Consider the following 20,199-nt stretch of genomic DNA (forward strand, 5'->3'; position numbering starts at 1 on the left):
GGCCCGACCCGAGCCGGAAGCCCACGCCCGGCCCCGGTGGCCGTCCCCGCCGTCCCCCAGCCCCGACCGGAAAGGCCCCCCAGTGACGACCGCCCCCCGCCGCCCGCTCCCTGTAAACCCCGGCCTGACAGGCACGCTGACCGCCGTGCTCGCGATGGCCCTGCTCGCCGGCTGCGGCGGGGCGGACGGCGCCGCCCCCTCTCCGGCCCCCGCCCCGGCCTCGGCCGCCGCCGCCGAGCCCTCGGAGGGCACGACCGTCACCGCCACGCCGGCCGATCCCGGCGGTGCGGAGACGCCGGCCGATCACAACGCCGCCGACGTGGCGTTCGCCGGAAAGATCATCCCGCACCACCTCCAGGCCGTCGACCTGGCCACGCTCGCCCAGACGCGGGCCGGTGACCCCTGGGTCAGGGACATGGCCTCCCGCATCCTGTCGGCCCGCGACACCGACATCCGCACGCTGAAGGGCTGGCTCGACATGTGGGGCGCCGAGCCGCTGCCGCGCGACCACAAGATGCCCGGCACGCAGACGCGGGCCGAGGTCGACGCGCTCGCCAAGCTGAGCGGCCCCGCCTTCGACAAGCGGTTCACGACCCTGATGATCAAACACGACGGCGGGGCGATCGCGATCGCGGGCGCCGAGCAGGAGAAGGGCGCCTTCGAGGGCGGGAAGGCGCTGGCCACTGCGATCTCCACGGCCCTGTCCGCCGAGGTCAAGGAGCTGAAGGAGTACCTCGCCAAGCTGAAGTGACCCCCGGCCGCCCGGCCGGGCCGCCGGCTCAGCGCTCGTACGTGTCGAGCCTGGGCGGCAGGGCGTTCCACGCGCAGAAGGCCGACGACTCGTGCACCTCCCGGAGGAAGGCGACGCGCAGCCACTGCTCCTCCTCCCAGACCTTGACCTGGTAGCCGTCGTTCGGCGTGGCCGTGACGACCCGGCAGTCCCGTGAGGTGACCGCGATCGTCGCCCGCCCGCCTTTCAGGGTGAACGTGTGCAGGGTCTCCTCCGCCTGGTCGCGGCGCGGCCGGGCGCTCGGCGGGGGCGGGGCCGATCCCGCCCCGTCGTCCGGACGGTCGGTGCGGGCCGTGGGAGAGGAGGGGGCCGCCGGCGACGTGGTGGCGGTCGCGTTCCGCCGAGCCGGGCGCGGTGCCGGTGACGGCGACCGTGACAAGGACGGAGACGGGGGCGGGGACTCCGGGCCGGGAGTGGGGGCCGCGTCCGGATCGGTCCCCGGATCGGCGGACGGAAGAGCCGCGTAGGCGGTGACCGGGGCGGCGACGGCCACCACCGGGGCGAGGGGGGCGTCGTCCAGGAGCGCACTGCGCAGCACGTCGCGCACGCCGAGCCAGGACACACCGACGGCCAGCGCGGTGGCCCCGCACCAGGCGATCATGTAACCGGTGGACCGTCTCATGTGGCCGCTCACTCTATCTCGTGTCCGGATCTCCCGTCCTGACTGGTTTTCGGATGATCTATAAGGGCATAAAGGCGGGGCGAATCTCCCTTGATCCGTACTTTCCGGATCGCTCTTCGGCGGACGCGACAGGGGTGAAGAGTGTACGTTTCTGCCCCATGGCGACCGTTCTGGTGGTGGAGGACGACGAGTTCGTCCGTTCCGCGATCATCCGCGATCTGACGGGGCGCAGCCACGCCGTCCGCAGCGCGGGCCGGGCGCTCGACGCGCTGCGGGAGATCGCCCACGTCGCCCCCGACGTGGTCATCCTCGACCTGGGGCTGCCCGACCTCGACGGCGCCGAGGCCCTGAAGATGCTCCGGGCGATCTCCGACGTGCCGGTCATCGTCGCCACCGCCCGTGACGACGAGGCCCAGATCGTCCGCCTGCTGCGCGACGGCGCGGACGACTACCTGGTCAAACCGTTCTCGGGCGACCACCTCAACGCCCGGCTGGAGGCCGTGCTGAGACGGGCGAGGCCGGGGACACCGGCGTCGGTCGTCAAGGTCGGCGGCCTGGTCGTCGACGCCGACCGCAGGGAGGCGCGGCTCGACGGCGTGCCGCTCGACCTCACCCGCAGGGAGTTCGACCTGCTCGCCTACCTCGCCGCCCGCCCCGACCGGGTGATCTCACGCAGGCAGTTGCTGGCCGAGGTCTGGCGGCAGTCGTACGGCGACGACCAGACCATCGACGTGCACCTGTCGTGGCTGCGGCGCAAGCTCGGCGAGAGCGCCTCGCGTCCCCGCTACCTGCACACCGTGCGGGGTGTGGGCGTACGTCTCAGCCCTCCCGCAGAGGCCTGAGAGTCCGGCGGCGGGAGCGGCGGGGAGCACGGTGCGACGGAGCCTGGCCCTGGTGGCGGTCGCCGTGACGGCGATGGTCGCGCTGGCGTTCCTCATCCCGCTGGCCGTGGGGGTCATGGAGATCGCGGAGAGCCGGGCCCTGGCGGACGCCGAGCGGCAGGCAGCCACGATCGTGCCCGCCCTGGTGCTCACCGACGACGTGGCCGCGCTCGAACGCGCGCTGGCCACCACGCCCGCGGGGGTCTCGCGCCTGGCCGTCCACCTGTCCGGCGGGCGGACCGTCGGCCGCTCCCGGGTCGGCCCCGCCGACGTGGCGAACGCCGCGGAACGGGCCAGGACGGTGCCGGTCGCCAACGGATACGTCCTGCTCAGGCCCGTCGCGCTGGGCGGCGGGCGGAGCGCCGTCATCGAGGCGTACGCGCCCGAGGCGGACGCCAAGAAGGGAGTCTCCACCTCGTGGGCCGTGCTGACCGGCGTCGCCGTCACCCTTGTGGTGGGGTCGGTGGTGGTGGCCGACCGGCTCGGGGCCCGGGTGGTGCGGGCCGCCCGGCGGCTCGGGCAGGCCGCCGCCGCGCTCGGCGCGGGCGACCTGTCGGTCCGCATCATCCCGGACGGCCCGCCCGAGCTGGTGGCCGCGGGGCGCGCCTTCAACGCGATGGCCGACCAGGTGGCGGTGCTGCTCGCGGCCGAGCGTGAGCTGGCCGCCGACCTGTCGCACCGGCTGCGCACCCCGCTCACCGCGCTGCGGCTCAACCTCGGCGGCAGCGGCCCGGAGGCCGAGCAGCAGCGCAGGCTCGCGATCGACCGGCTCGAACACGCGGTCGACGAGATCATCGAGGCGTCCCGGCGGCCTGCCCGCCGGGCCGTGCCGGCGGGCTGCGACGCCGCGCTCGTGCTGTGCGAACGGCTCGCGTTCTGGTCGGCGCTCGCCGAGGACCAGGGGCGGCCGTGGCAGCTCGTCGGCGCCGACGAGACCACCCCCGTGCCGGTCGCCGCCGCCGACCTCGGCGCGGTGGTCGACGCGCTGCTCGGCAACGTCTTCCGGCACACCCCGCAGGGCACCGCCTTCCGCGTCACCCTGCACCGGGGGAGCGGCATCGTGGGCGTCCTGGTCGCGGACGCCGGCCCGGGCATCCCCGATCCCGAGAAGGCGCTGCGGCGGGGCAACAGCGGGGCGGGCTCCACCGGCCTGGGCCTCGACATCGCCCGCCGCCTCGCCGAGTCGACGGGCGGCGGAGTGCGCGTCGAGCACTCGGCGCTCGGCGGCACCGGCGTCAACCTGTGGCTGCGCACCGACGGCCGCGCCGCCGCCCCCCGCCGCGGCCTGCTGCGCCGCGCCCGCGGGGGCGCGGCCACCTCGCCGGTCCGGTGACCGGCCCGGCCTGATGACCGGCCCGATGACCCGCCGGTTTCCGGTGTCCGTAACCCCCGCCGGGGGAAGGCACATCGGGAAGGACCGTTAATCAGCGGGTCGATCCAGGGCCGGTGAGGGCCGGTGGGGGCCGCCGCGACTGCGGTGGGTGACCGGCCGGAGACGGACGACGAAAGGATGAGGTGTCCCAGATTCGGCGCGTAGGGCCAGCTCGCGGCGTAGATGCCCGGAACGGGCGGCGCTTTGCTCGTCGATGGCCGGTTCACCCCTTTGCCATACACGCAGTTAACGTGGCGCGACTGTCGGAGCCTTTTGCGGGCAGGCACGATGTCTTGTGAACGACACTCAGCATCACGATCGGGTGAGCGGCCGTCCCGGACGGGACCGGACCGGGCACGATCGCGACCATAGAGCCGGTGGACTCCGGGGGCTTCCCGGCAGGACCGCCGAGCCGGACGGCGAGGAGGTCCAGTGAGGGAGATCTGGCCGGGGGATTCCTATCCTCTCGGGGCGACGTACGACGGCGCGGGCACCAACTTCGCGCTCTTCAGCGAGGTGGCCGAGCGGGTCGAGCTGTGCCTGTTCGACGACGAGGGCAACGAGGAGCGCGTGTCGCTGGCCGAGGTGGACGGCTTCGTCTGGCACTGCTATCTCCCGGGCGTCGGGCCGGGCCAGCGGTACGGCTACCGCGTCCACGGGCCCTACTCGCCCGCCGAGGGCCTGCGGTGCAACCCCAACAAGCTCCTGATCGACCCGTACGCCAAGGCGGTGGACGGCTCGGTCAACTGGGACCAGGCGGTGTACGGCTACCGCTTCGGCGAGCCGGACAGCCGGGACGACAGCGACTCGGCGGCGTACGTGCCGCGGTCGGTGGTCGTCAACCCGTTCTTCGGGTGGGGGCACGACCGTCCCCCGGCCACGCCGTACCACGACACGGTGCTCTACGAGGCGCACGTGCGCGGCCTGACGATCACTCACCCCAAGATCCCGGACCGCATCCGCGGCACGTACGCCGCGCTCGGGCACCCGGAGATCATCGACCATCTCACCGCGCTCGGGGTCACCGCGATCGAGCTGATGCCGGTCCACCAGTTCGTGACCGACCACATGCTGGAGAAGCGGGGGCTGGCCAACTACTGGGGCTACAACACGATCGGCTTCTTCGCGCCGCACAACGCGTACTCGAGCTCGGGCCAGCGCGGCGGGCAGGTGCTGGAGTTCAAGGCGATGGTGAAGGCCCTGCACGAGGCGGGCATCGAGGTGATCCTCGACGTCGTCTACAACCACACGGCCGAGGGCAACCACCTGGGCCCGACGCTGTCCATGCGGGGCATCGACAACGCCAACTACTACCGGCTGGTCGAGGACGACCGCCGCTACTACATGGACACCACCGGCACCGGCAACAGCCTGCTCATGCGCAGCCCGCACGCGCTCCAGCTGATCATGGACTCGCTGCGCTACTGGGTGCGCGACATGCACGTGGACGGGTTCCGCTTCGACCTCGCGGCGTCGCTGGCCCGCGAGCTGCACGAGGTCGACCGGCTGAGCGCGTTCTTCGACCTGGTCCAGCAGGACCCGGTGCTGTCGCAGGTCAAGCTCATCGCCGAGCCGTGGGACGTCGGCCCGGGGGGATACCAGGTCGGCAACTTCCCGGCCCGCTGGACCGAGTGGAACGGCCGCTACCGCGACACGATCCGCGACCTGTGGCGGGGCGAGCCCGCCGCGCTGCCCGAGTTCGCGAGCCGCCTGACCGGGTCGAGCGACCTCTACCAGGACGACAGCCGCCGCCCCGCCGCGTCGATCAACTTCGTCACCTGCCACGACGGCTTCCCGCTGCAGGACCTCGTGTCGTACGACGGCAAGCACAACGAGGCCAACGGCGAGGACAACCGCGACGGCGCGGACGACAACAGGTCCTGGAACTGCGGCGTCGAGGGCCCGGCGACCGGCCCGGTCGCGCAGCTGCGCGAGCGGCAGAAGCGCAACTTCCTGGCCACGCTGTTCCTGTCGCAGGGCGTGCCGATGCTGTCGCACGGCGACGAGATCGGCCGCACCCAGCAGGGCAACAACAACGCCTACTGCCAGGACAACGAGATCAGCTGGGTCGACTGGGGCGCCGTGCTGGAGGCCGGGGCCACCGCCGAGGAGGACGCGGGGACGGTCGAGAGGCGGCAGCTCCTCGAGTTCACCCGGCGCCTCGCCCGGCTGCGCCGCGACCACCCCGTCTTCCGGCGCCGCCGCTTCTTCTACGGCCGCGCCGTGCGCGGCTCCCACCACGAGCTGAGCGACATCGCCTGGCTCACCCCGTCGGGCACCGAGATGGCCGACGCCGACTGGACGAACGGCTACGCCAAGGCGCTGGCGGTCTTCCTCAACGGCGACGCGATCACCGAACCCGACAGCAGGGGCAGGCGGATCGCCGACGACTCGTTCCTGCTGCTGTTCAACGCCCACCACGAGATGCTCAAGTTCACCGTGCCGAAGAACTACGGCGAGCTGTGGTGCACCGAGCTGGACACGGCGATGCCGGGGCAGAGCGAGTCGCGGATGTGCCGGGCCGGTGAGGCGGTGCCGGTCACCGGCCGGTCTGTGCGGGTCCTGCGCCGGGTCCGCCGTACGTCGTGACCGCCGTGACGAGGCCGTCCTGACCAGCGGGGACGGCCCGTTAGAGTGCCGTTGGTGTGAGCCGCCGGGCAGGCGGGCAAGTACGGACACTGCCCGGCGGTTCTCCGCGCCGGGAACGTGTTTCGAAGGGCGGTCCAGTGAGTTCTACCTACCGCGTGCAGCTGACGCCTGACTTCGGCTTCGCGCAGGCCGCCGGCCTCGTCGGATATCTCCGGGAGCTGGGGGCCGGCCACCTCTACCTGTCGCCGATCCTGCAGGCGTGCCGCGACTCCCTGCACGGCTACGACGTGACCGACCACACCCGCGTACGCGAGGAGTTCGGCGGCGAGGAGGGCCTGCGGGCGCTGGCGGCCGAGGGCATGCCGCTGGTGTCGGACATCGTGCCCAACCACATGACCGTGCCGGTGCCGGAGTCGGACAACGCGCGGCTGTGGGCGGCGCTGCGGGACGGGCCCGGGTCGCCGGCCTCCCGGTGGTTCGACTTCCAGTGGCCGGTGACCCTGCCGCTGCTCGGCGACGACGCGGACGAGGCGGTCCATATAGAGGGTGACGTGCTGCGTTACCACGACCACGCGTTCCCGATCAGGCCCGGCACGGAGGATCTGCCGTTGCCGGAGCTGCTGGAGGCCCAGCACTACCGGCTGGCCCACTGGCGGGAGAGCCCCGGCTACCGGCGGTTCTTCGACGTGTCGTCGCTGATGGGCCTGCGGGTGGAGGACCCCGAGGTCTTCCGGGAGACCCACGCCGTCACCTTCCGCCTCATCGAGGAGGGCGTGCTCCACGGGCTGCGCGTCGACCACCCCGACGGCCTGGCCGACCCCCGCGGCTATCTCCGGTGGCTGCGCCCCCACGTGCCGGGCCCGCTGTGGGTGGAGAAGATCCTGATCGACGGCGAGCGGCTGCCCGCCGACTGGCCGTGCGACGGGACCACCGGCTACGACGCGCTCAACATGGTCACCCGGCTGTTCGTGGACCCGGCGGGCCGCGACGCGCTGATCGAGACCTTCGGCCGCCACACCGGCGTGCGCGACGACTACGAGACCGTGCGCCACGACGCCAAGAAGCACGTCATCGACCTGTTCTTCCGCGGGGAGGTCGACCGGCTGACCACCGGCCTCGGCGACCCGGCGCTGCGCGAGGCCGTCGTGGAGCTGCTGGCCGCGATGCCCGTCTACCGGGCGTACGTGAACCCGGGTGAGCGGCCGTCCGCCGACGCGGAGGCGATCGTCGCGGAGGCGGCCCGGCTCGCGGCCGGCCGCACCGACCCCGACGCCGTGGCCAAGGCCGCCGACCTCGTCCTGTACGGCCCGCCGGACGCGGTCACCCGCTTCCAGCAGACCTGCGGGCCCGTCATGGCCAAGGGCGTGGAGGACACCGCGCTCTACCGGTGGTATCCGCTGGCCTGCCTCAACGAGGTGGGCGGGGAGCCCGACCGGTTCGGGGTCTCGCCGGCCGAGTTCCACGAGTTCTGCGCCGGGCTGCCGCCGCGCACGATGACCACGCTGTCCACCCACGACACGAAGCGGTCGGAGGACGTGCGGGCCCGTCTCGCGGTGCTCTCGGAGCTGCCCGAGGAGTGGACGATGGCGGTCGACTCGTGGTCGGCGGTCGTGTCGTTCGACCCCCGGCTCGACTACCTCGCCTGGCAGTCGCTGATGGCGGCCTGGCCGATCTCCCTCGACCGCTTCACCGACTACCTGCTCAAGGCGGCCAGGGAGGCCAAGACGGCCATCTCGTGGGTCGATCCCGACCCCGAGTACGAGGAGGGGATCAGGGACTTCGCCCGGCGGGCGATGGACGTCTGCGGCTACTCGGTCGCCTCGTTCACCGAGGTCGTCGACCGGTACGCCCGGGTCAACTCGCTCGGGCAGAAGGCCGTCCAGCTCCTGATGCCGGGTGTCCCGGACGTCTACCAGGGCACCGAGATCACCGACTTCTCGCTGGTGGACCCGGACAACCGGCGGCCGGTGGACTTCGAGCGCCGCCGCCGGCTGCTCGCCGAGCCCGACGACAGCTGGGACGGCAAGAAGATCCGGGTCACCGCCGCCGCGCTCGGCCTGCGGGGGCGGCTCGACCCCGAGGCGCCGTACGCGCCGATCGAGGCGGGGGAGCACGCGGTCGCGTTCACCAGGGGCGTCCCCGGGCGGGGAACGGCCGCGGTCGTGGTCGCGACCCGGCTGCCGGCCGGGCTGGAGCGCCGGGGCGGCTGGGGAAGTGAGACGATCACGCTGCCGCCGGGACGCTGGCGCGACCTGCTCACGGGAGCGCAGCACGCCGGGGAGGTGCGGATAGCCGGCCTGCTGTCCGCCCATCCGGTGGCGATGCTCGAAGCGTGACCAGCAGGGCTTTCGGTAGGGGCCTGGTCGGTAGGGGCTTGGCCGGTAAGGGGAGACGAGGAATGTTCGAGGTCTGGGCGCCGGGGGCGGCGCGGGTCGAGGTCGAGTACGAGGACGCCCGGCACGCGATGGCGCCGGGCGAGGGCGGCTGGTGGACCGCGCCCGGCGACGAGCACGACCGCGACTACGCCTTCCACGTGGACGGCGAGGGGCCCTTCCCCGACCCCCGGACCCGGCGGCAGCCGTACGGCGTGAACGGCCCGAGCCGGGTCTACCACCACGACAGGTTCGCCTGGACCGACCAGGGCTGGCGCGGCCGCGACCTGCGCGGCGGGGTGATCTACGAGCTGCACGTCGGCACGTTCTCGCCCGAGGGCACCTTCCAGGGGGTGGCCGACCGGCTCGGCCACCTGGTGGACCTCGGCGTCGACTTCGTCGAGATCATGCCGGTCCCGCCCGTCCCGGGCACCCGCAACTGGGGATACGACGGCGTGGAGCTGTACGCCGTCTTCGAGGAGTACGGCGGGCCGGACGGGCTGAAGAGCCTGGTGGACGCCTGTCACCGGGCCGGTCTCGGCGTGATCCTCGACGTCGTCTACAACCACCTCGGGCCGTCGGGCAACTACCTGGCGAAGTTCGGGCCGTACTTCCATGACGCGAAGGGGTCCTACTGGGGCGACGCGGTCAACCTGGACGGGTACGGCTCGGACGGGGTGCGGCGCTACTTCGTCGACAACGCCCTGCAGTGGCTGCGCGACTACCACGTCGACGGGCTGCGCGTCGACGCCGTGCACGCGCTGCACGACAAGCGCGCCGTCCACTTCCTGGAGGAGCTGTCGGTGGAGATCGACGCGCTGTCCGCCGCGGTGGGCCGCCCGCTCACGCTCGTCGCCGAGTCGGACCTCAACGACCCCCGCATGGTCACCCCGCGCGAGGCCGGCGGCCTCGGCATGCACGCGAGCTGGAACGACGACGTCCACCACGCCATCCACGCGAACGTCACCGGCGAGACGAACGCCTACTACGGCGACTTCGGCACGCTGTCGTCCCTGGCCAAGGTGCTCACCTCCGGATATTTCCACGACGGCACCTATTCGTCCTTCCGGGGCCGCTCGCACGGCCGCCCGGCCGCCGGGATCCCCGGGCACCGGTTCGTCTGCTGCGCGCAGAACCACGACCAGATCGGCAACCGGCCCGAGGGCGACCGCATGCGGCCCGGCCAGCTCCGCCTGGCCTCGGGCCTGCTGCTGACCTCGCCGTTCACGCCGATGCTGTTCATGGGCGAGGAGTGGGGCGCCACCACGCCGTTCTACTTCTTCACCGACCACTTCGAGCCGCACCTCGCCGAGGGCGAGGGCGAGCGGCGCAGGAAGGAGTTCGAGGGCTTCGGCTACGAGTGGAAGGCCCCCGAGCCGGGCGAGGAGGACACCTTCCTGCGGTCCAAGCTCGACTGGGAGGAGCTGTCGAAGGACGAGCACGCCTCACTGCTGGACTGGTACCGCGCCCTGATCGCCCTGCGCAGGTCGCATCCCGACCTCACCGACCCCCGGATGGACCGGGTGCGGGTCGACGTGGACGAGGAGCGCCGGGTCGTGGTGATCGAACGCGGCTCGCTGCGGGTCGCCGCCAACCTGGCCGCGGGCCCCGTCTCCGTACGGCTCGCCGCCTCGCGCCTCCTGCTCGCCTCCGACGAGTCGGCCAGCCTGACCGATCACGTCCTCGATCTCCCCGCACGCTCCCTCGCCATCGCCGAGGTGTGAGCGATCAGGTCGCGCCGCGGATGAGGTCCGCGGCGTGCCAGGCCATCGCCATGATGGGGCCGTTCAGATTGCCCGAGACCATGGTGGGCAGCACGGAGCAGTCGACGATCCGCAGGTTGTCGAGGCCCCGTACGCGCAGCCGCGAGTCGACCACGTCGTCGTCGCCCGGGCCCATGGCACAGGTGCCCATGGCGTGGTAACCGCAGTAGCCGCCGCCCAGCGCCGCGTCGATGATCTCCTCGTCGGAGCCCACCTGGGGGCCGGGGAACGTCTCGGACGCCAGCCGTCCGGCGATCGGCTCCTGGGCGAAGTACTCGCGCATCCGGCGGAAGAGATCGACGCCGACGCGCCGGTCGTGCTCGGAGCCGAAGTAGTTGGGCTCGATGCGCAGCGGCGCGCCGGGGTCGGCGGAGGTGATGGCCACGCTGCCCTCCGCGGTCGGGCGGAGGATCTCGGCGACGACCGAGACCCCGGGCCGCCGCTCGACCGTGACCGTCTCGCCCGCCCGGTAGGTGGCCACCGACCACGGCCCCATCAGCAGCTGGGCGTCCGGCCGGTCCAGCTCGGGCCGGGTCTTGAGGAAGGCGATCACGTCGTACGCCGGCGCGGCCAGCGGGCCCTTGTGGTTGAGGAGATAGCGCAGCGCGGTGACGCCCTGCCGCAGCGGCGTGGACAGCATGCGGTTGTAGCCGAGATCGTCCTTCAGCCGGAACTTCAGCGCGAGGCACCGGTGCTCGCGCATACGGGCGCCGACCATCGGCCGGTCCAGCCTGACCCCCACCCCGGCCGCCCGCAGCACCTCCGCGGGGCCGATGCCGGACGACTGCAGCAGCTTCGGCGTGCCCAGGCTGCCCAGGGACAGGATGACCTCCCGGGTGGCGCGATACTCGGCCACGGCGCCGCCGGCCTTCCTCGCGGTGACTCCGACGACCTTGTCGCCCTCGAAGAGTAGCCCGGTCACCGTCGTCCCGGTCACGACGGTGAGGTTGCCCCGGTCGCGTACCGGGTGCAGGAAGGCCCGCGCCGCACTGAACCGGCGCCCGTCCTTGATGGTCGCCATCGCGTGGCCGACGCGTTCGTCGTCGGACTCGTTGACGTCGGCCACGGCGGTCAGGCCGAGCGACACACCGGAGGCGATCATCTCGTCACACAGGGGATCGGGGTCGCGTGGAGAGGAGACATGCAGCGGCCCGTCCGCTCCGCGGGTCGCCGTGGCGCCCAGGGCGTTGTCCTCCATGGCACGGAAGATCGGCAGCATCGTCTCCCAGCCCCAGCCATGGTTGCCGAGCCGTACGAGTTCGTCGTAGTCGGCGCGGTGGCCGCGGTTGTACACCATTCCGTTGATGGAGCTCGACCCGCCGAGAGCCCGGCCGCGCGGCCATATCTCTGCCTGACCATCGGGGCCGAACGGCTGTGTCCGGTAGTGCCAGACCTTCCGCTGATCGTCGAAGAGCTTTCCGAAGCCCTTGGGCACCTGATAGAGCGGGTGGCGGTCGGCGCCGCCCGCCTCGACGAGCAGCACACGGACGGACGGATCCTGCGACAGCCGGTTGGCCAGGACGCATCCGGCAGACCCGGCTCCGATCACCAGATAGTCGATCACGCTCTCATCCTGCCCTCGCCGATCCGGCGAGGATAGGCCTCAGGCGGCCTGGGAAACGGGAAGTGAGAAGGTGACGGTGTCGGGGACCGCCGTGTAGAGCCGCCAGCTCAGGCGGTCACGCTGGGAGGCGACGGTGACGTGCAGGCCGCATCCCGCCAGCCACCCGGCCAGGTCGGCGAAGTAACCGTCGCCCGACCCGATCACGACCCGCTCGAAGCGCAGGTCGACCCGGTCCGTACGGGCGGCCTCGTCGAGGGCCTGGTCGGCGCCGTCGGGACCGGACCGGACCAGCAGTTGCACGCCGCCGAGCGCGAGCGTCATCGCCACCCCGACCGGCACGAGCGCGCTGTGGTTGACCGCGACGATGAACTGGTCGAGCGGCCCGATCGGCACCGCGTGCCGGTAGGCGCCCATCGTCTGCCGCACGTCGTACGTCGTGGGCCGGGGGGACCCGGCGAGGTTCTCGATGTCCAGGAGATGGATCGCGCGTCCGCGGCGCAGCGACCGGAGGCGCGTGATGGGAGAGGTCACGATCCCTGGTCCCTTCTGTGACGAGGCTTGCCGTCCATTGAACCATGTGTTGACGCCATCAACCAGACTTTGACGCGACGTTGCCTGTGTCCCGGGTGTGGGTTATCGTCCCCTCTGTTCGTAGAACGGGGGGGAAGGACGGTGGACGTGCGCCGAGACGTACACGTCACCGCGGCCGACATCGCCCGCATGGCCGGTGTGGGCCGTGCGGCGGTGAGCAACTGGCGGCGCCGCCACGATGACTTCCCCCAGCCCGTGGGCGGCACGTCCACCAGCCCGGCGTTCTCGCTCGCCGAAGTCCGTGACTGGCTGCGCGGGCACGCGGAGGGCAGGGAGCTGCCCCCGGACGAGTGGCTCTGGCAGGAACTGCGCATGACGGCCGACGACGACGAGCTCGCCGACCTGATCGCCGACCTCGGGGCCTTCCTCGTCTACCTGCGGCACGAGGCGGGCGACTGGGAGAAGCTCGCGTCCGGAGACGACGAGACGGTCGCGCGGGCGATCCCGGACAGGGTCAGGGCCGCCTGCGCCGCGACCATCAGCGACCGGGCGTTCCCCGATGCGCTCGCGCCGGCCAGGATGCCGCTGGTCAGGTCGATCGCCGCGCTGGCGGAGGAGCGCGGCGCCCCGGCCACCTTCGAGTTCCTGCGCGAGCGGTACTTCGAGGTGCACACCCGGCGCGTCTACTCCACCCCGGCCGAGATCGTGATGCTCGCGCTCGACCTCGTGGGCGAGGGCGTCGGCTCCGTGCTCGACCCGGCCTGTGGTTCCGGGCGCATCCTCGGCCGCGCGCTGGAGCGCTCGCCCGGGGCCCGCCTGTTCGGCCAGGACGTCGACCCCGCGTCGGCCCGGCTCACCGCCGTACGGCTCGCGCTGCGCAGCGACAACGTGCGGATCAGGGCGGGCGACTCCCTGCGCGCGGACGCCTTTCCCGGCGAGCTGGTGGACGCCGTGGTGTGCAACCCGCCGTTCAACGACCGCAACTGGGGCTACGAGGAGCTGACCGCCGATCCCCGGTGGGAGTATGGCCTGCCGCCGCGCGTGGAGCCCGAACTGGCCTGGGTGCAGCACGCGCTCGCCCACCTCGCGCCCGGCGGCGTGGCGGTCCTCCTGATGCCGCCGGCCGTCGCCGCCCGCAGGTCGGGGCGGCGGATCAGGGCCCAGCTCCTGCGGCGCGGCGCGCTGCGCGCGGTCATCGCGCTCCCGCAGGGCGTCGTGCCCAACGTCGCGGTCGGGCTGACGCTGTGGATCCTGCGCCAGCCGGCGGAGGGCGGCACGCCGAGCCACGTCCTCATGGTCGACACCTCGGGCAGGCAGGACGACTACGCCAGGGTGGCCGTCGAGGCGTGGCGGGAGTTCGGGGAGGGGCTCCGGCTGGACGAGACGGAGGTGAGCCGGTCCGTCCCGCTCGTCGACCTGCTCGACGAGGACGTGGACCTCACTCCCGCCCGCTATCTGTCCACGGCCGCCGACGACGTGTCACAGGAACGCCTCACCGGGGCGCGTGACCGGCTGGGCGAGCTGATCGACCGGGTCTCCGGCCTCATGCCCGGCGTCGCGGGGCCGCCGCCGGAGGACCTCGTGCTGGTCCCACTGCCCGAGCTGGTGCGGCGGGGCCTGCTCGCCCTGGGGCCCGCGGGTCTGGCGGAGGGACCGGAGCCGCCGTACGGGCTGCCCGTGCTCACCGCCGAGGACGTGCTGGAGGGACGCGCGGCGACCGGCGCGCGGCGGGCCGACGAGAAGGCGGTCGTCACGCGACCCGGTGACGTGGTGGTGCCGCAGGTCGTCGCCGCTCCGGTCGCCCGGGTCCTGACGACCGGCGGCGCCCTGCTCGGGCCACACCTGTCCCTGCTGCGGCCCGACCCGGAGGCGCTCGACCCCTACTTCCTCGCCGGGTTCGTGTGCGCGTCCATCAACGTCCGGCATTACAGCACCATGTCCTCCCGCTACCGCGTGGACGTACGGCGCGCGGAGGTGCCGCTGCTCCCGATGGCCGAGCAACGCCGGTACGGCGAGGCGTTCCGGCGCCTGGCCGACTTCCGCGCGGCCCTGCGCGAGGCCGCGGCGCTCGGCGAGGACCTGGCCCGGCTGGTGGCCGACGGCCTCACCCACGGAGTGGTCCAGCCGGGCGAGCACGGCCGCCGGCCGTGAGCGGTCCGCTCAGGCAGCCGCCGACGGCCAGGCGAGAAGCTGGAACCAGACCGACTTGCCGTACGGGGTGGGGGCCCAGCCCCAGTGGTGGGAGAACGCCTGGACGATCGCGAGGCCCCGGCCGTACGCGTCGAGCGAGCCGGCCGTGCGAAGCCGGGGGAGCGCGGGGCAGGGGTCGTGGACGTCCACGACGAGCAGGGCATTCCCGGCTGACGGTGACGCGGATCGTGCTCGCCGCCGTTGCGCCGGTGATGCCGTGGGTGAGCGCGTTGGTGACGAGTTCTGACGCCAGGAGTTCGGCGACCTCCGGGACGTCCTCGGCCGCGTTCCAGTCGACGGCCACATCCTTTTCGCCGCAGGCGATATGGGGCAGGGAGCTGCGCCATTACCGGCAGGCGGTTGGCCTGACGCAGGCGCAACTGGCCCAGAAGGTGCACTTCAGCGAGTCCCTGATCAGCGGTATCGAGACCGGTCACCTTCCGGCCAGCCCGGAGTTCGCACAGTGCTGCGACGAGGCGCTGTCCACCGGCGGCGCGCTGCTCCGCCTGCTCGACTGGCGCAAGGGCCAGGTCTTCCCCTCCTGGTTCGGTAAATGGCGCGACAAGGAGCAGGTCGCCACCACGCTGCGGACCTACCAGCCGCTCCTGGTGCCCGGCCTGCTGCAGACCGAGGCGTACGCTCGGACGGTTCTGCGGGGCAGTGAAGAAGCGGTGGCGGCTCGCCTGAACCGGCAGGGCATCCTCACCCGTGAGGACCCGAAGCCACCGATCTTCCGATGTGTCCTGGACGAGGCGGTGCTGTACCGTCCGATCGGTGGCCCGGCAGTCATGCGCGAGCAGCTCGAACACCTGGTCGCGGTGGTCGGGCCCCGACTGAGCGTCCAGATTGTTCCACATGGGATGCATTCGGGGTTGCTCGGAGGGTTCGTCATCGCGACTCTGGAGGGCGGAAGCGATGTCCTGTATGCGGAGACCGCCGTCCGAGGCATCACCACGAGCGACGTGGAGGACGTCGCGGCGGCGATCGAGCGGTTCGAGGCCATCCGCACCGAGGCGCTTCCGCTGGCCATGTCCCTCGAACTGATCAGGAAGGCGATGGAGGACAAATGGACCTGAACACCGCCCGCTGGCGCAAGTCGAGCTTCTCCGGCGACAACGGCGGCGACTGTGTCGAGGTGGCGGAGGTCGACGGAGGACCTGACCACAAGAGCGGCCGGTTGATCGCCCTGCGCGACTCGAAGGACCCCGACGGGCCCGCGTTGTTCTTCACCCCCGAGGAGTGGAAGGCATTCCTCCTCGGCGTACGGGCCGGCGAGTTCGAGCCGATTCCCTGAGCTCCCACCCGCTCAGTACGGGTCGTGTCCCGGGTAGTCCTAAGGTTCAAGAAGGCACGGCACGACCAGGGAACGGGAGCGGACGATGTACCTCGCCGAGGTCAGGGTCTCCGGCATTCGCGGGTTCTCCGGGCCCCGCAGCGTGGACCTTCGTCTCACCCGTCCCGACGGCAGTCACGCCGGCTGGACGGTCCTGGCAGGCCGCAACGGTTCCGGCAAGACCACGCTGCTCCGCGCGCTGGCACTGGCCACGGTCGGTCCACTCGTCGCCCGTAGCCTGATGCCCGCCTTTGACGCCTGGGTCTCGGACGATCAACGTGGAGGCTTCGTCGAAGCCAAGATCGGCACAGACCACAAATGGGACGGATTCCTTCCCGTCCTCAAACAGAGCCCGAGGCACCCCTTTTCGTTGCGCCTGACGTGGTCGATGCAACAGCTCGACGAGTCCGGACAATACGGCGGGCAGCCAACCCTGCACGGCACTCACAACCGGCCCGCTGTCTTTGGTCCGTGGAGGGAGAACCCGCAAGGCTGGTTCGTCGCGGGATATGGTCCGTTCCGCCGACTGGTCGGCGGATCGGCGGACGCTCAGCGGCTCATGATGACGACGGGTCCTGTCGCTCGTCTGGCCACGCTCTTCCACGAAGACGCGTCCCTCGCTGAGAGCGTGAGCTGGCTGATCGACCTGCACCTACGGCGGCTGGAGAAGCGGCCGGGAGCCGGGCAGTTGCTGTCCTTCGTCATCGATCTTCTGAACGACGGGCTGCTCCCCGACGGCTTCCGGGTCGTCCGCGTGGACAGCGAGGGTCTGTGGGCCGAGCGGGACGGCCGTTTGATCGCGCTCAGGGAGATGAGTGACGGCTATCGCACCGTCACTGCGCTGGTCCTCGACCTGGTGCGGCACATGAGCCAGACGTACGCAGGCGAGATCGCCGCCCTTCTCGGTGCGGAGAGGTCGGAGACGGGGAATCCTGTCATTCGCACTCCGGGTGTGGTGCTCATTGATGAGATCGACGTTCATCTGCATGTGAGCTGGCAGAAGCGAATCGGGGAGTGGCTGAAGGCACACTTCCCGGCTATTCAGTTCATCGTCACCTCGCACAGCCCTTACATCTGTCAGAGCGCGGACCCCGGCGGATTGATCCGGCTTCCGGGAGTGGACGAGGACATTCCTCCCCGAGTTGTCGAGGAAGAGTTGTACGAACGCATCGTGTACGGCAGTGGCGACGACGCGCTGCTCACGGACCTTTTCGGCATCGACTCGCCATACTCCGAACGCGCCGAAGAACTTCGGCGCAGGCTGACCGCCCTCGAACGATCGGTCCTTCGCGGAAGTGCGACCCCGGAAGAACTCAAGGAGTACGACCGTCTACGCGAAATGCTCAGCAGTACGCTGACCACGCGAGTGGACGAGGTGGCCGCGAGGATCGCCGACACACCATGATTCGCCTACATCGTCTGGCGCTTCCCCCCGAGCTGGCCGAGCAGCTCCGCGATCGCACTAAGAGACTGCGGGAAAAGCAGGCAGTCGGCTCGGCGGCGCGAACCGACTGGAAGGCCGCCAAAGGCATCCGAGGGCAGTTGACGCACCATCTCACCGAGATGGCCACAGGCATCAGACGGTGCATGTACTGCGGTGACGGGCTCGGGACGGACATCGACCATTTCGAGCCGCTCGCCGAGGCGCCGTTACGCGCCTTCGACTGGCTCAACCACCTCTTGGCGTGCTCCCACTGCAACAGCCATCAGAAGCGGGAGTCGTTTCCCCGGGACGAAGACGGAACCACGCTGCTTGTCGATCCTTCCGCCGAGGATCCGTACGAGCACCTGGAACTCGCGGACCGTGTCCTACGTGGCAGGGAGGTCGTCGACGCGCTCGCAGACCCGGCCCTGCACTTGTGGTCCTAGCCGGTATGCCTGCTCGGCTGGGTTCTTGGGCGGACAGCGTTCAGGCCGGCCCGAGTGGGGCCGGCCCGAATGGTGGTGATATCAGCGCAGGTCGAACCGGTCGAGGTTCATGACCTTGTCCCACGCCTTGACGAAGTCGGTCACGAACTTCTCCTTGGCGTCGTCGCTCGCGTATACTTCCGCGACCGCGCGCAGCTCGGAGTTGGCGCCGAAGACGAGGTCGGCGCGGCTGCCGGTCCACCTGACCTCGCCCGTGGCGGCGTCGCGGCCCTCGAACGCGGTCTGGTCCTCGGACGTCGACTTCCACTCGGTGCCCAGGTCGAGCAGGTTGACGAAGAAGTCGTTGGTCAGCACGCCCGGGGTCTCGGTGAGGACGCCCAGCTTCGACTGCTGGTGGTTGGCGCCCAGGACCCGCAGGCCGCCGACGAGGACCGTCAACTCGGGGGCGCTGAGGTTGAGCAGGTTAGCCCGGTCGATCAGCAGGTACTCGGCCGGCAGCCGGTTACCCTTCCCGTAGTAGTTGCGGAAGCCGTCCGCGCTCGGCTCGATCGCGGCGAACGACTCGACGTCCGTCTGCTCCTGCGAGGCGTCCACGCGGCCCGGCGTGAAGGGCACCTCAATGTCGTAACCCGCGTCCTTGGCGGCCTTCTCGACGGCGGCGCATCCGGCCAGCACGATCAGGTCGGCCAGCGAGACCTGCTTGCCACCGCTCTGGGCGGCGTTGAACTCCTGCTGGACACCCTCCAGGGCGCTCAGCACCGCCGCGAGCTGGTCGGGGTCGTTGACCTCCCACCCGCTCTGCGGCTGAAGGCGGATGCGGCCGCCGTTGGCGCCGCCGCGCTTGTCGCTGCCGCGGAAGGACGCCGCCGCCGCCCAGGCGGTGGACACCAGCTGCGACACCGGCAGGCCGGAGGCGAGGATCCGCTCCTTGAGGGAGGCGATGTCCGCGGCCTCGACCAGCTCGTACGTCCGCTCGGGCAGCGGGTCCTGCCACAGCAGCACCTCGGACGGAACCTCCGGGCCGAGATAGCGCACGACCGGGCCCATGTCGCGGTGGGTCAGCTTGTACCACGCCCGGGCGAAGGCGTCCGCGAACTCGTCGGGGTTCTCCAGGAAGCGCCGCGAGATCTGCTCGTAGATCGGGTCGAACCGGAGCGCGAGGTCGGTGGTGAGCATCTTCGGGGCCTGGCGCTTCGACGGGTCGTGGGCATCGGGGACGGTGCCCTCGCCGGCGCCGTCCTTCGGCTTCCACTGGTTGGCGCCGGCGGGGCTCTTGGTCAGCTCCCACTCGTAGCCGAACAGCACCTCGAAGAAGCTGTTGTCCCAGGTGGTCGGGGTGGGCGTCCAGGTGACCTCAAGGCCGCTGGTGATCGTGTCGCCGCCCCTGCCGGTGCCGTACGTGTTCTTCCAGCCGAGACCCTGCTGCTCGATCGGGGCCGCCTCGGGGTCGGCCTCGACGGCGTCGGCCGGGCCGGCGCCGTGGGTCTTGCCGAAGGTGTGGCCTCCCGCGATCAGCGCGACCGTCTCCTCGTCGTTCATCGCCATCCGGCGGAACGTCTCACGGATGTCGCGGGCCGAGGCGAGCGGGTCGGGGTTGCCGTTCGGGCCCTCCGGGTTGACGTAGATGAGGCCCATCTGCACCGCGGCGAGGGGGTTCTCGAGCTCCCGGTCGCCGGTGTAGCGCTCGTCGCCGAGCCAGGTGGTCTCGGGACCCCAGTAGACGTCCTCCTCGGACTCCCAGACGTCCGCACGGCCGCCGGCGTAGCCGAAGGTCGTGAAGCCCATCGACTCAAGCGCGACGTTGCCGGCGAGGATCATGAGGTCGGCCCACGAGATGTTCTTGCCGTACTTCTTCTTGACCGGCCACAGCAGGCGGCGGGCCTTGTCGAGGTTGGCGTTGTCGGGCCAGCTGTTGAGCGGGGCGAAACGCTGCTGACCCGCGCCGGCGCCGCCGCGGCCGTCGCTGATGCGGTAGGTGCCCGCGCTGTGCCAGGCCATCCGGATGATGAGCGGGCCGTAGTGCCCGAAGTCGGCCGGCCACCAGTCCTGCGAGGTCGTCAGCACCTCGGCGATGTCCCGCTTCACGGCCGGGAGGTCGAGGCTGTCGAACGCCGCGGCGTAGTCGAACTCCTCGCCGAGGGGGTTGGCCACGGCGGGGTTCTTGGCGAGGATCTTCAGGTTGAGCCGCTCCGGCCACCACTGGCGGTTTCCACCGCTTTGGGTGGGGTGCAGGGCACGCCCGTGCGCGACCGGGCAGCCGCCGCCCTCGCCCTCCGTCTTCGGGTCGACAACGATCGCGTCATGGTTCTCAGTCATGGAAATC

16 protein-coding genes are annotated in these 20,199 nt (G+C 71.4%); 11 read left to right on the forward strand and 5 right to left on the reverse strand.

Going from position 1 to position 20,199, the window contains the following annotated elements; genetic code table 11:
* Nucleotides 1-82 precede the first annotated feature (82 nt).
* Nucleotides 83-751: a DUF305 domain-containing protein gene (locus OG344_RS17270; protein WP_327044316.1), complete on the forward strand. Its 669-nt coding sequence runs from the start codon at nt 83-85 to the stop codon at nt 749-751.
* A 28-nt stretch (nt 752-779) separates the two neighbouring features.
* Here OG344_RS17270 and OG344_RS17275 read toward each other — a convergent pair whose 3' ends face one another.
* Nucleotides 780-1,412 (reverse strand): hypothetical protein, encoded by a 633-nt coding sequence (locus OG344_RS17275; RefSeq protein WP_405083996.1) that lies wholly within the window; start codon nt 1,410-1,412, stop codon nt 780-782.
* 158 nt (nt 1,413-1,570) lie between these two features.
* Here OG344_RS17275 and OG344_RS17280 point away from each other — a divergent pair, with 158 nt between their 5' ends.
* From OG344_RS17280 to treZ, 5 genes are all read left to right on the forward strand, one after another.
* Nucleotides 1,571-2,254, forward strand: coding sequence for a response regulator transcription factor (locus OG344_RS17280; RefSeq protein WP_150940250.1), 684 nt, complete (start codon nt 1,571-1,573; stop codon nt 2,252-2,254).
* A gap of 31 nt (nt 2,255-2,285) precedes the next feature.
* A complete protein-coding gene (locus OG344_RS17285; RefSeq protein WP_405083997.1) occupies nt 2,286-3,626 on the forward strand; it encodes a sensor histidine kinase in 1,341 nt (446 codons plus the stop codon).
* 471 nt (nt 3,627-4,097) lie between these two features.
* A complete protein-coding gene (gene glgX / locus OG344_RS17290) occupies nt 4,098-6,254 on the forward strand; it encodes a glycogen debranching protein GlgX (protein ID WP_405083998.1) in 2,157 nt (718 codons plus the stop codon).
* A 137-nt stretch (nt 6,255-6,391) separates the two neighbouring features.
* On the forward strand, nt 6,392-8,590 hold the full coding sequence (gene treY, locus OG344_RS17295; protein WP_405083999.1) for a malto-oligosyltrehalose synthase: 2,199 nt from the start codon (nt 6,392-6,394) through the stop codon (nt 8,588-8,590).
* A 62-nt stretch (nt 8,591-8,652) separates the two neighbouring features.
* A complete protein-coding gene (treZ, locus tag OG344_RS17300; RefSeq protein WP_405084000.1) occupies nt 8,653-10,350 on the forward strand; it encodes a malto-oligosyltrehalose trehalohydrolase in 1,698 nt (565 codons plus the stop codon).
* 4 nt (nt 10,351-10,354) lie between these two features.
* On the opposite strand, the gene OG344_RS17305 is transcribed toward treZ, so the two are convergent.
* Both OG344_RS17305 and OG344_RS17310 read right to left on the reverse strand, forming a co-directional pair.
* Nucleotides 10,355-11,953 carry a GMC family oxidoreductase gene (locus tag OG344_RS17305; RefSeq protein WP_405084001.1) on the reverse strand — a complete coding sequence of 533 codons (1,599 nt, stop codon included), beginning with the start codon at nt 11,951-11,953 and terminating at the stop codon, nt 10,355-10,357.
* 39 nt (nt 11,954-11,992) lie between these two features.
* On the reverse strand, nt 11,993-12,484 hold the full coding sequence (locus OG344_RS17310; protein WP_327044323.1) for a hypothetical protein: 492 nt from the start codon (nt 12,482-12,484) through the stop codon (nt 11,993-11,995).
* Between the two features lie 147 nt (nt 12,485-12,631).
* On the opposite strand from OG344_RS17310, the gene OG344_RS17315 reads away from it, so the two are divergent.
* The gene (locus OG344_RS17315) at nt 12,632-14,635 is read left to right on the forward strand and encodes an N-6 DNA methylase (RefSeq protein ID WP_405084002.1); all 2,004 of its coding nucleotides are present in this window, start codon (nt 12,632-12,634) and stop codon (nt 14,633-14,635) included.
* A gap of 9 nt (nt 14,636-14,644) precedes the next feature.
* Here the strand turns inward: OG344_RS17315 and OG344_RS17320 are convergent, their stop codons facing one another.
* On the reverse strand, nt 14,645-14,824 hold the full coding sequence (locus OG344_RS17320; RefSeq protein ID WP_405084003.1) for an ATP-binding protein: 180 nt from the start codon (nt 14,822-14,824) through the stop codon (nt 14,645-14,647).
* 83 nt (nt 14,825-14,907) lie between these two features.
* Between OG344_RS17320 and OG344_RS17325 the strand changes: the two genes are divergently transcribed.
* From OG344_RS17325 to OG344_RS17340, 4 genes are all read left to right on the forward strand, one after another.
* A complete protein-coding gene (locus OG344_RS17325) occupies nt 14,908-15,750 on the forward strand; it encodes a helix-turn-helix domain-containing protein (protein ID WP_405084004.1) in 843 nt (280 codons plus the stop codon).
* Nucleotides 15,741-15,968, forward strand: coding sequence for a DUF397 domain-containing protein (locus tag OG344_RS17330; RefSeq protein ID WP_405084005.1), 228 nt, complete (start codon nt 15,741-15,743; stop codon nt 15,966-15,968). Before OG344_RS17325 ends, OG344_RS17330 begins: the two co-directional genes overlap by 10 nt.
* Before the next feature lie 85 nt (nt 15,969-16,053).
* Complete coding sequence (locus OG344_RS17335; RefSeq protein WP_405084006.1) at nt 16,054-17,412, forward strand: AAA family ATPase; 1,359 nt, start codon at nt 16,054-16,056, stop codon at nt 17,410-17,412.
* Nucleotides 17,409-17,876, forward strand: a complete 468-nt coding sequence (locus OG344_RS17340) for an HNH endonuclease (RefSeq protein WP_405084007.1) — start codon at nt 17,409-17,411, stop codon at nt 17,874-17,876. The genes OG344_RS17335 and OG344_RS17340 overlap by 4 nt, the downstream gene beginning before the upstream one ends.
* Before the next feature lie 81 nt (nt 17,877-17,957).
* Here the strand turns inward: OG344_RS17340 and katG are convergent, their stop codons facing one another.
* Entirely contained in the window at nt 17,958-20,192 is a 2,235-nt protein-coding gene (katG, locus tag OG344_RS17345) for a catalase/peroxidase HPI (RefSeq protein ID WP_405084008.1), read from the reverse strand.
* Nucleotides 20,193-20,199 lie beyond the last annotated feature (7 nt).

It is taken from the genome of Microbispora sp. NBC_01389, from assembly GCF_045040095.1.
Classification (GTDB): Bacteria; Actinomycetota; Actinomycetes; order Streptosporangiales; family Streptosporangiaceae; genus Microbispora.

Coding starts and splice junctions, on each gene's coding strand:
- OG344_RS17275 (WP_405083996.1), bottom strand. CDS start 1,412: ATGAGACGGTCCACCGGTTACATGATCGCCTGGTGCGGGGCCACCGCG.
- OG344_RS17280 (WP_150940250.1), top strand. CDS start 1,571: ATGGCGACCGTTCTGGTGGTGGAGGACGACGAGTTCGTCCGTTCCGCG.
- treZ (WP_405084000.1), top strand. CDS start 8,653: ATGTTCGAGGTCTGGGCGCCGGGGGCGGCGCGGGTCGAGGTCGAGTAC.
- OG344_RS17330 (WP_405084005.1), top strand. CDS start 15,741: ATGGACCTGAACACCGCCCGCTGGCGCAAGTCGAGCTTCTCCGGCGAC.
- OG344_RS17335 (WP_405084006.1), top strand. CDS start 16,054: ATGTACCTCGCCGAGGTCAGGGTCTCCGGCATTCGCGGGTTCTCCGGG.
- OG344_RS17340 (WP_405084007.1), top strand. CDS start 17,409: ATGATTCGCCTACATCGTCTGGCGCTTCCCCCCGAGCTGGCCGAGCAG.
- katG (WP_405084008.1), bottom strand. CDS start 20,192: ATGACTGAGAACCATGACGCGATCGTTGTCGACCCGAAGACGGAGGGC.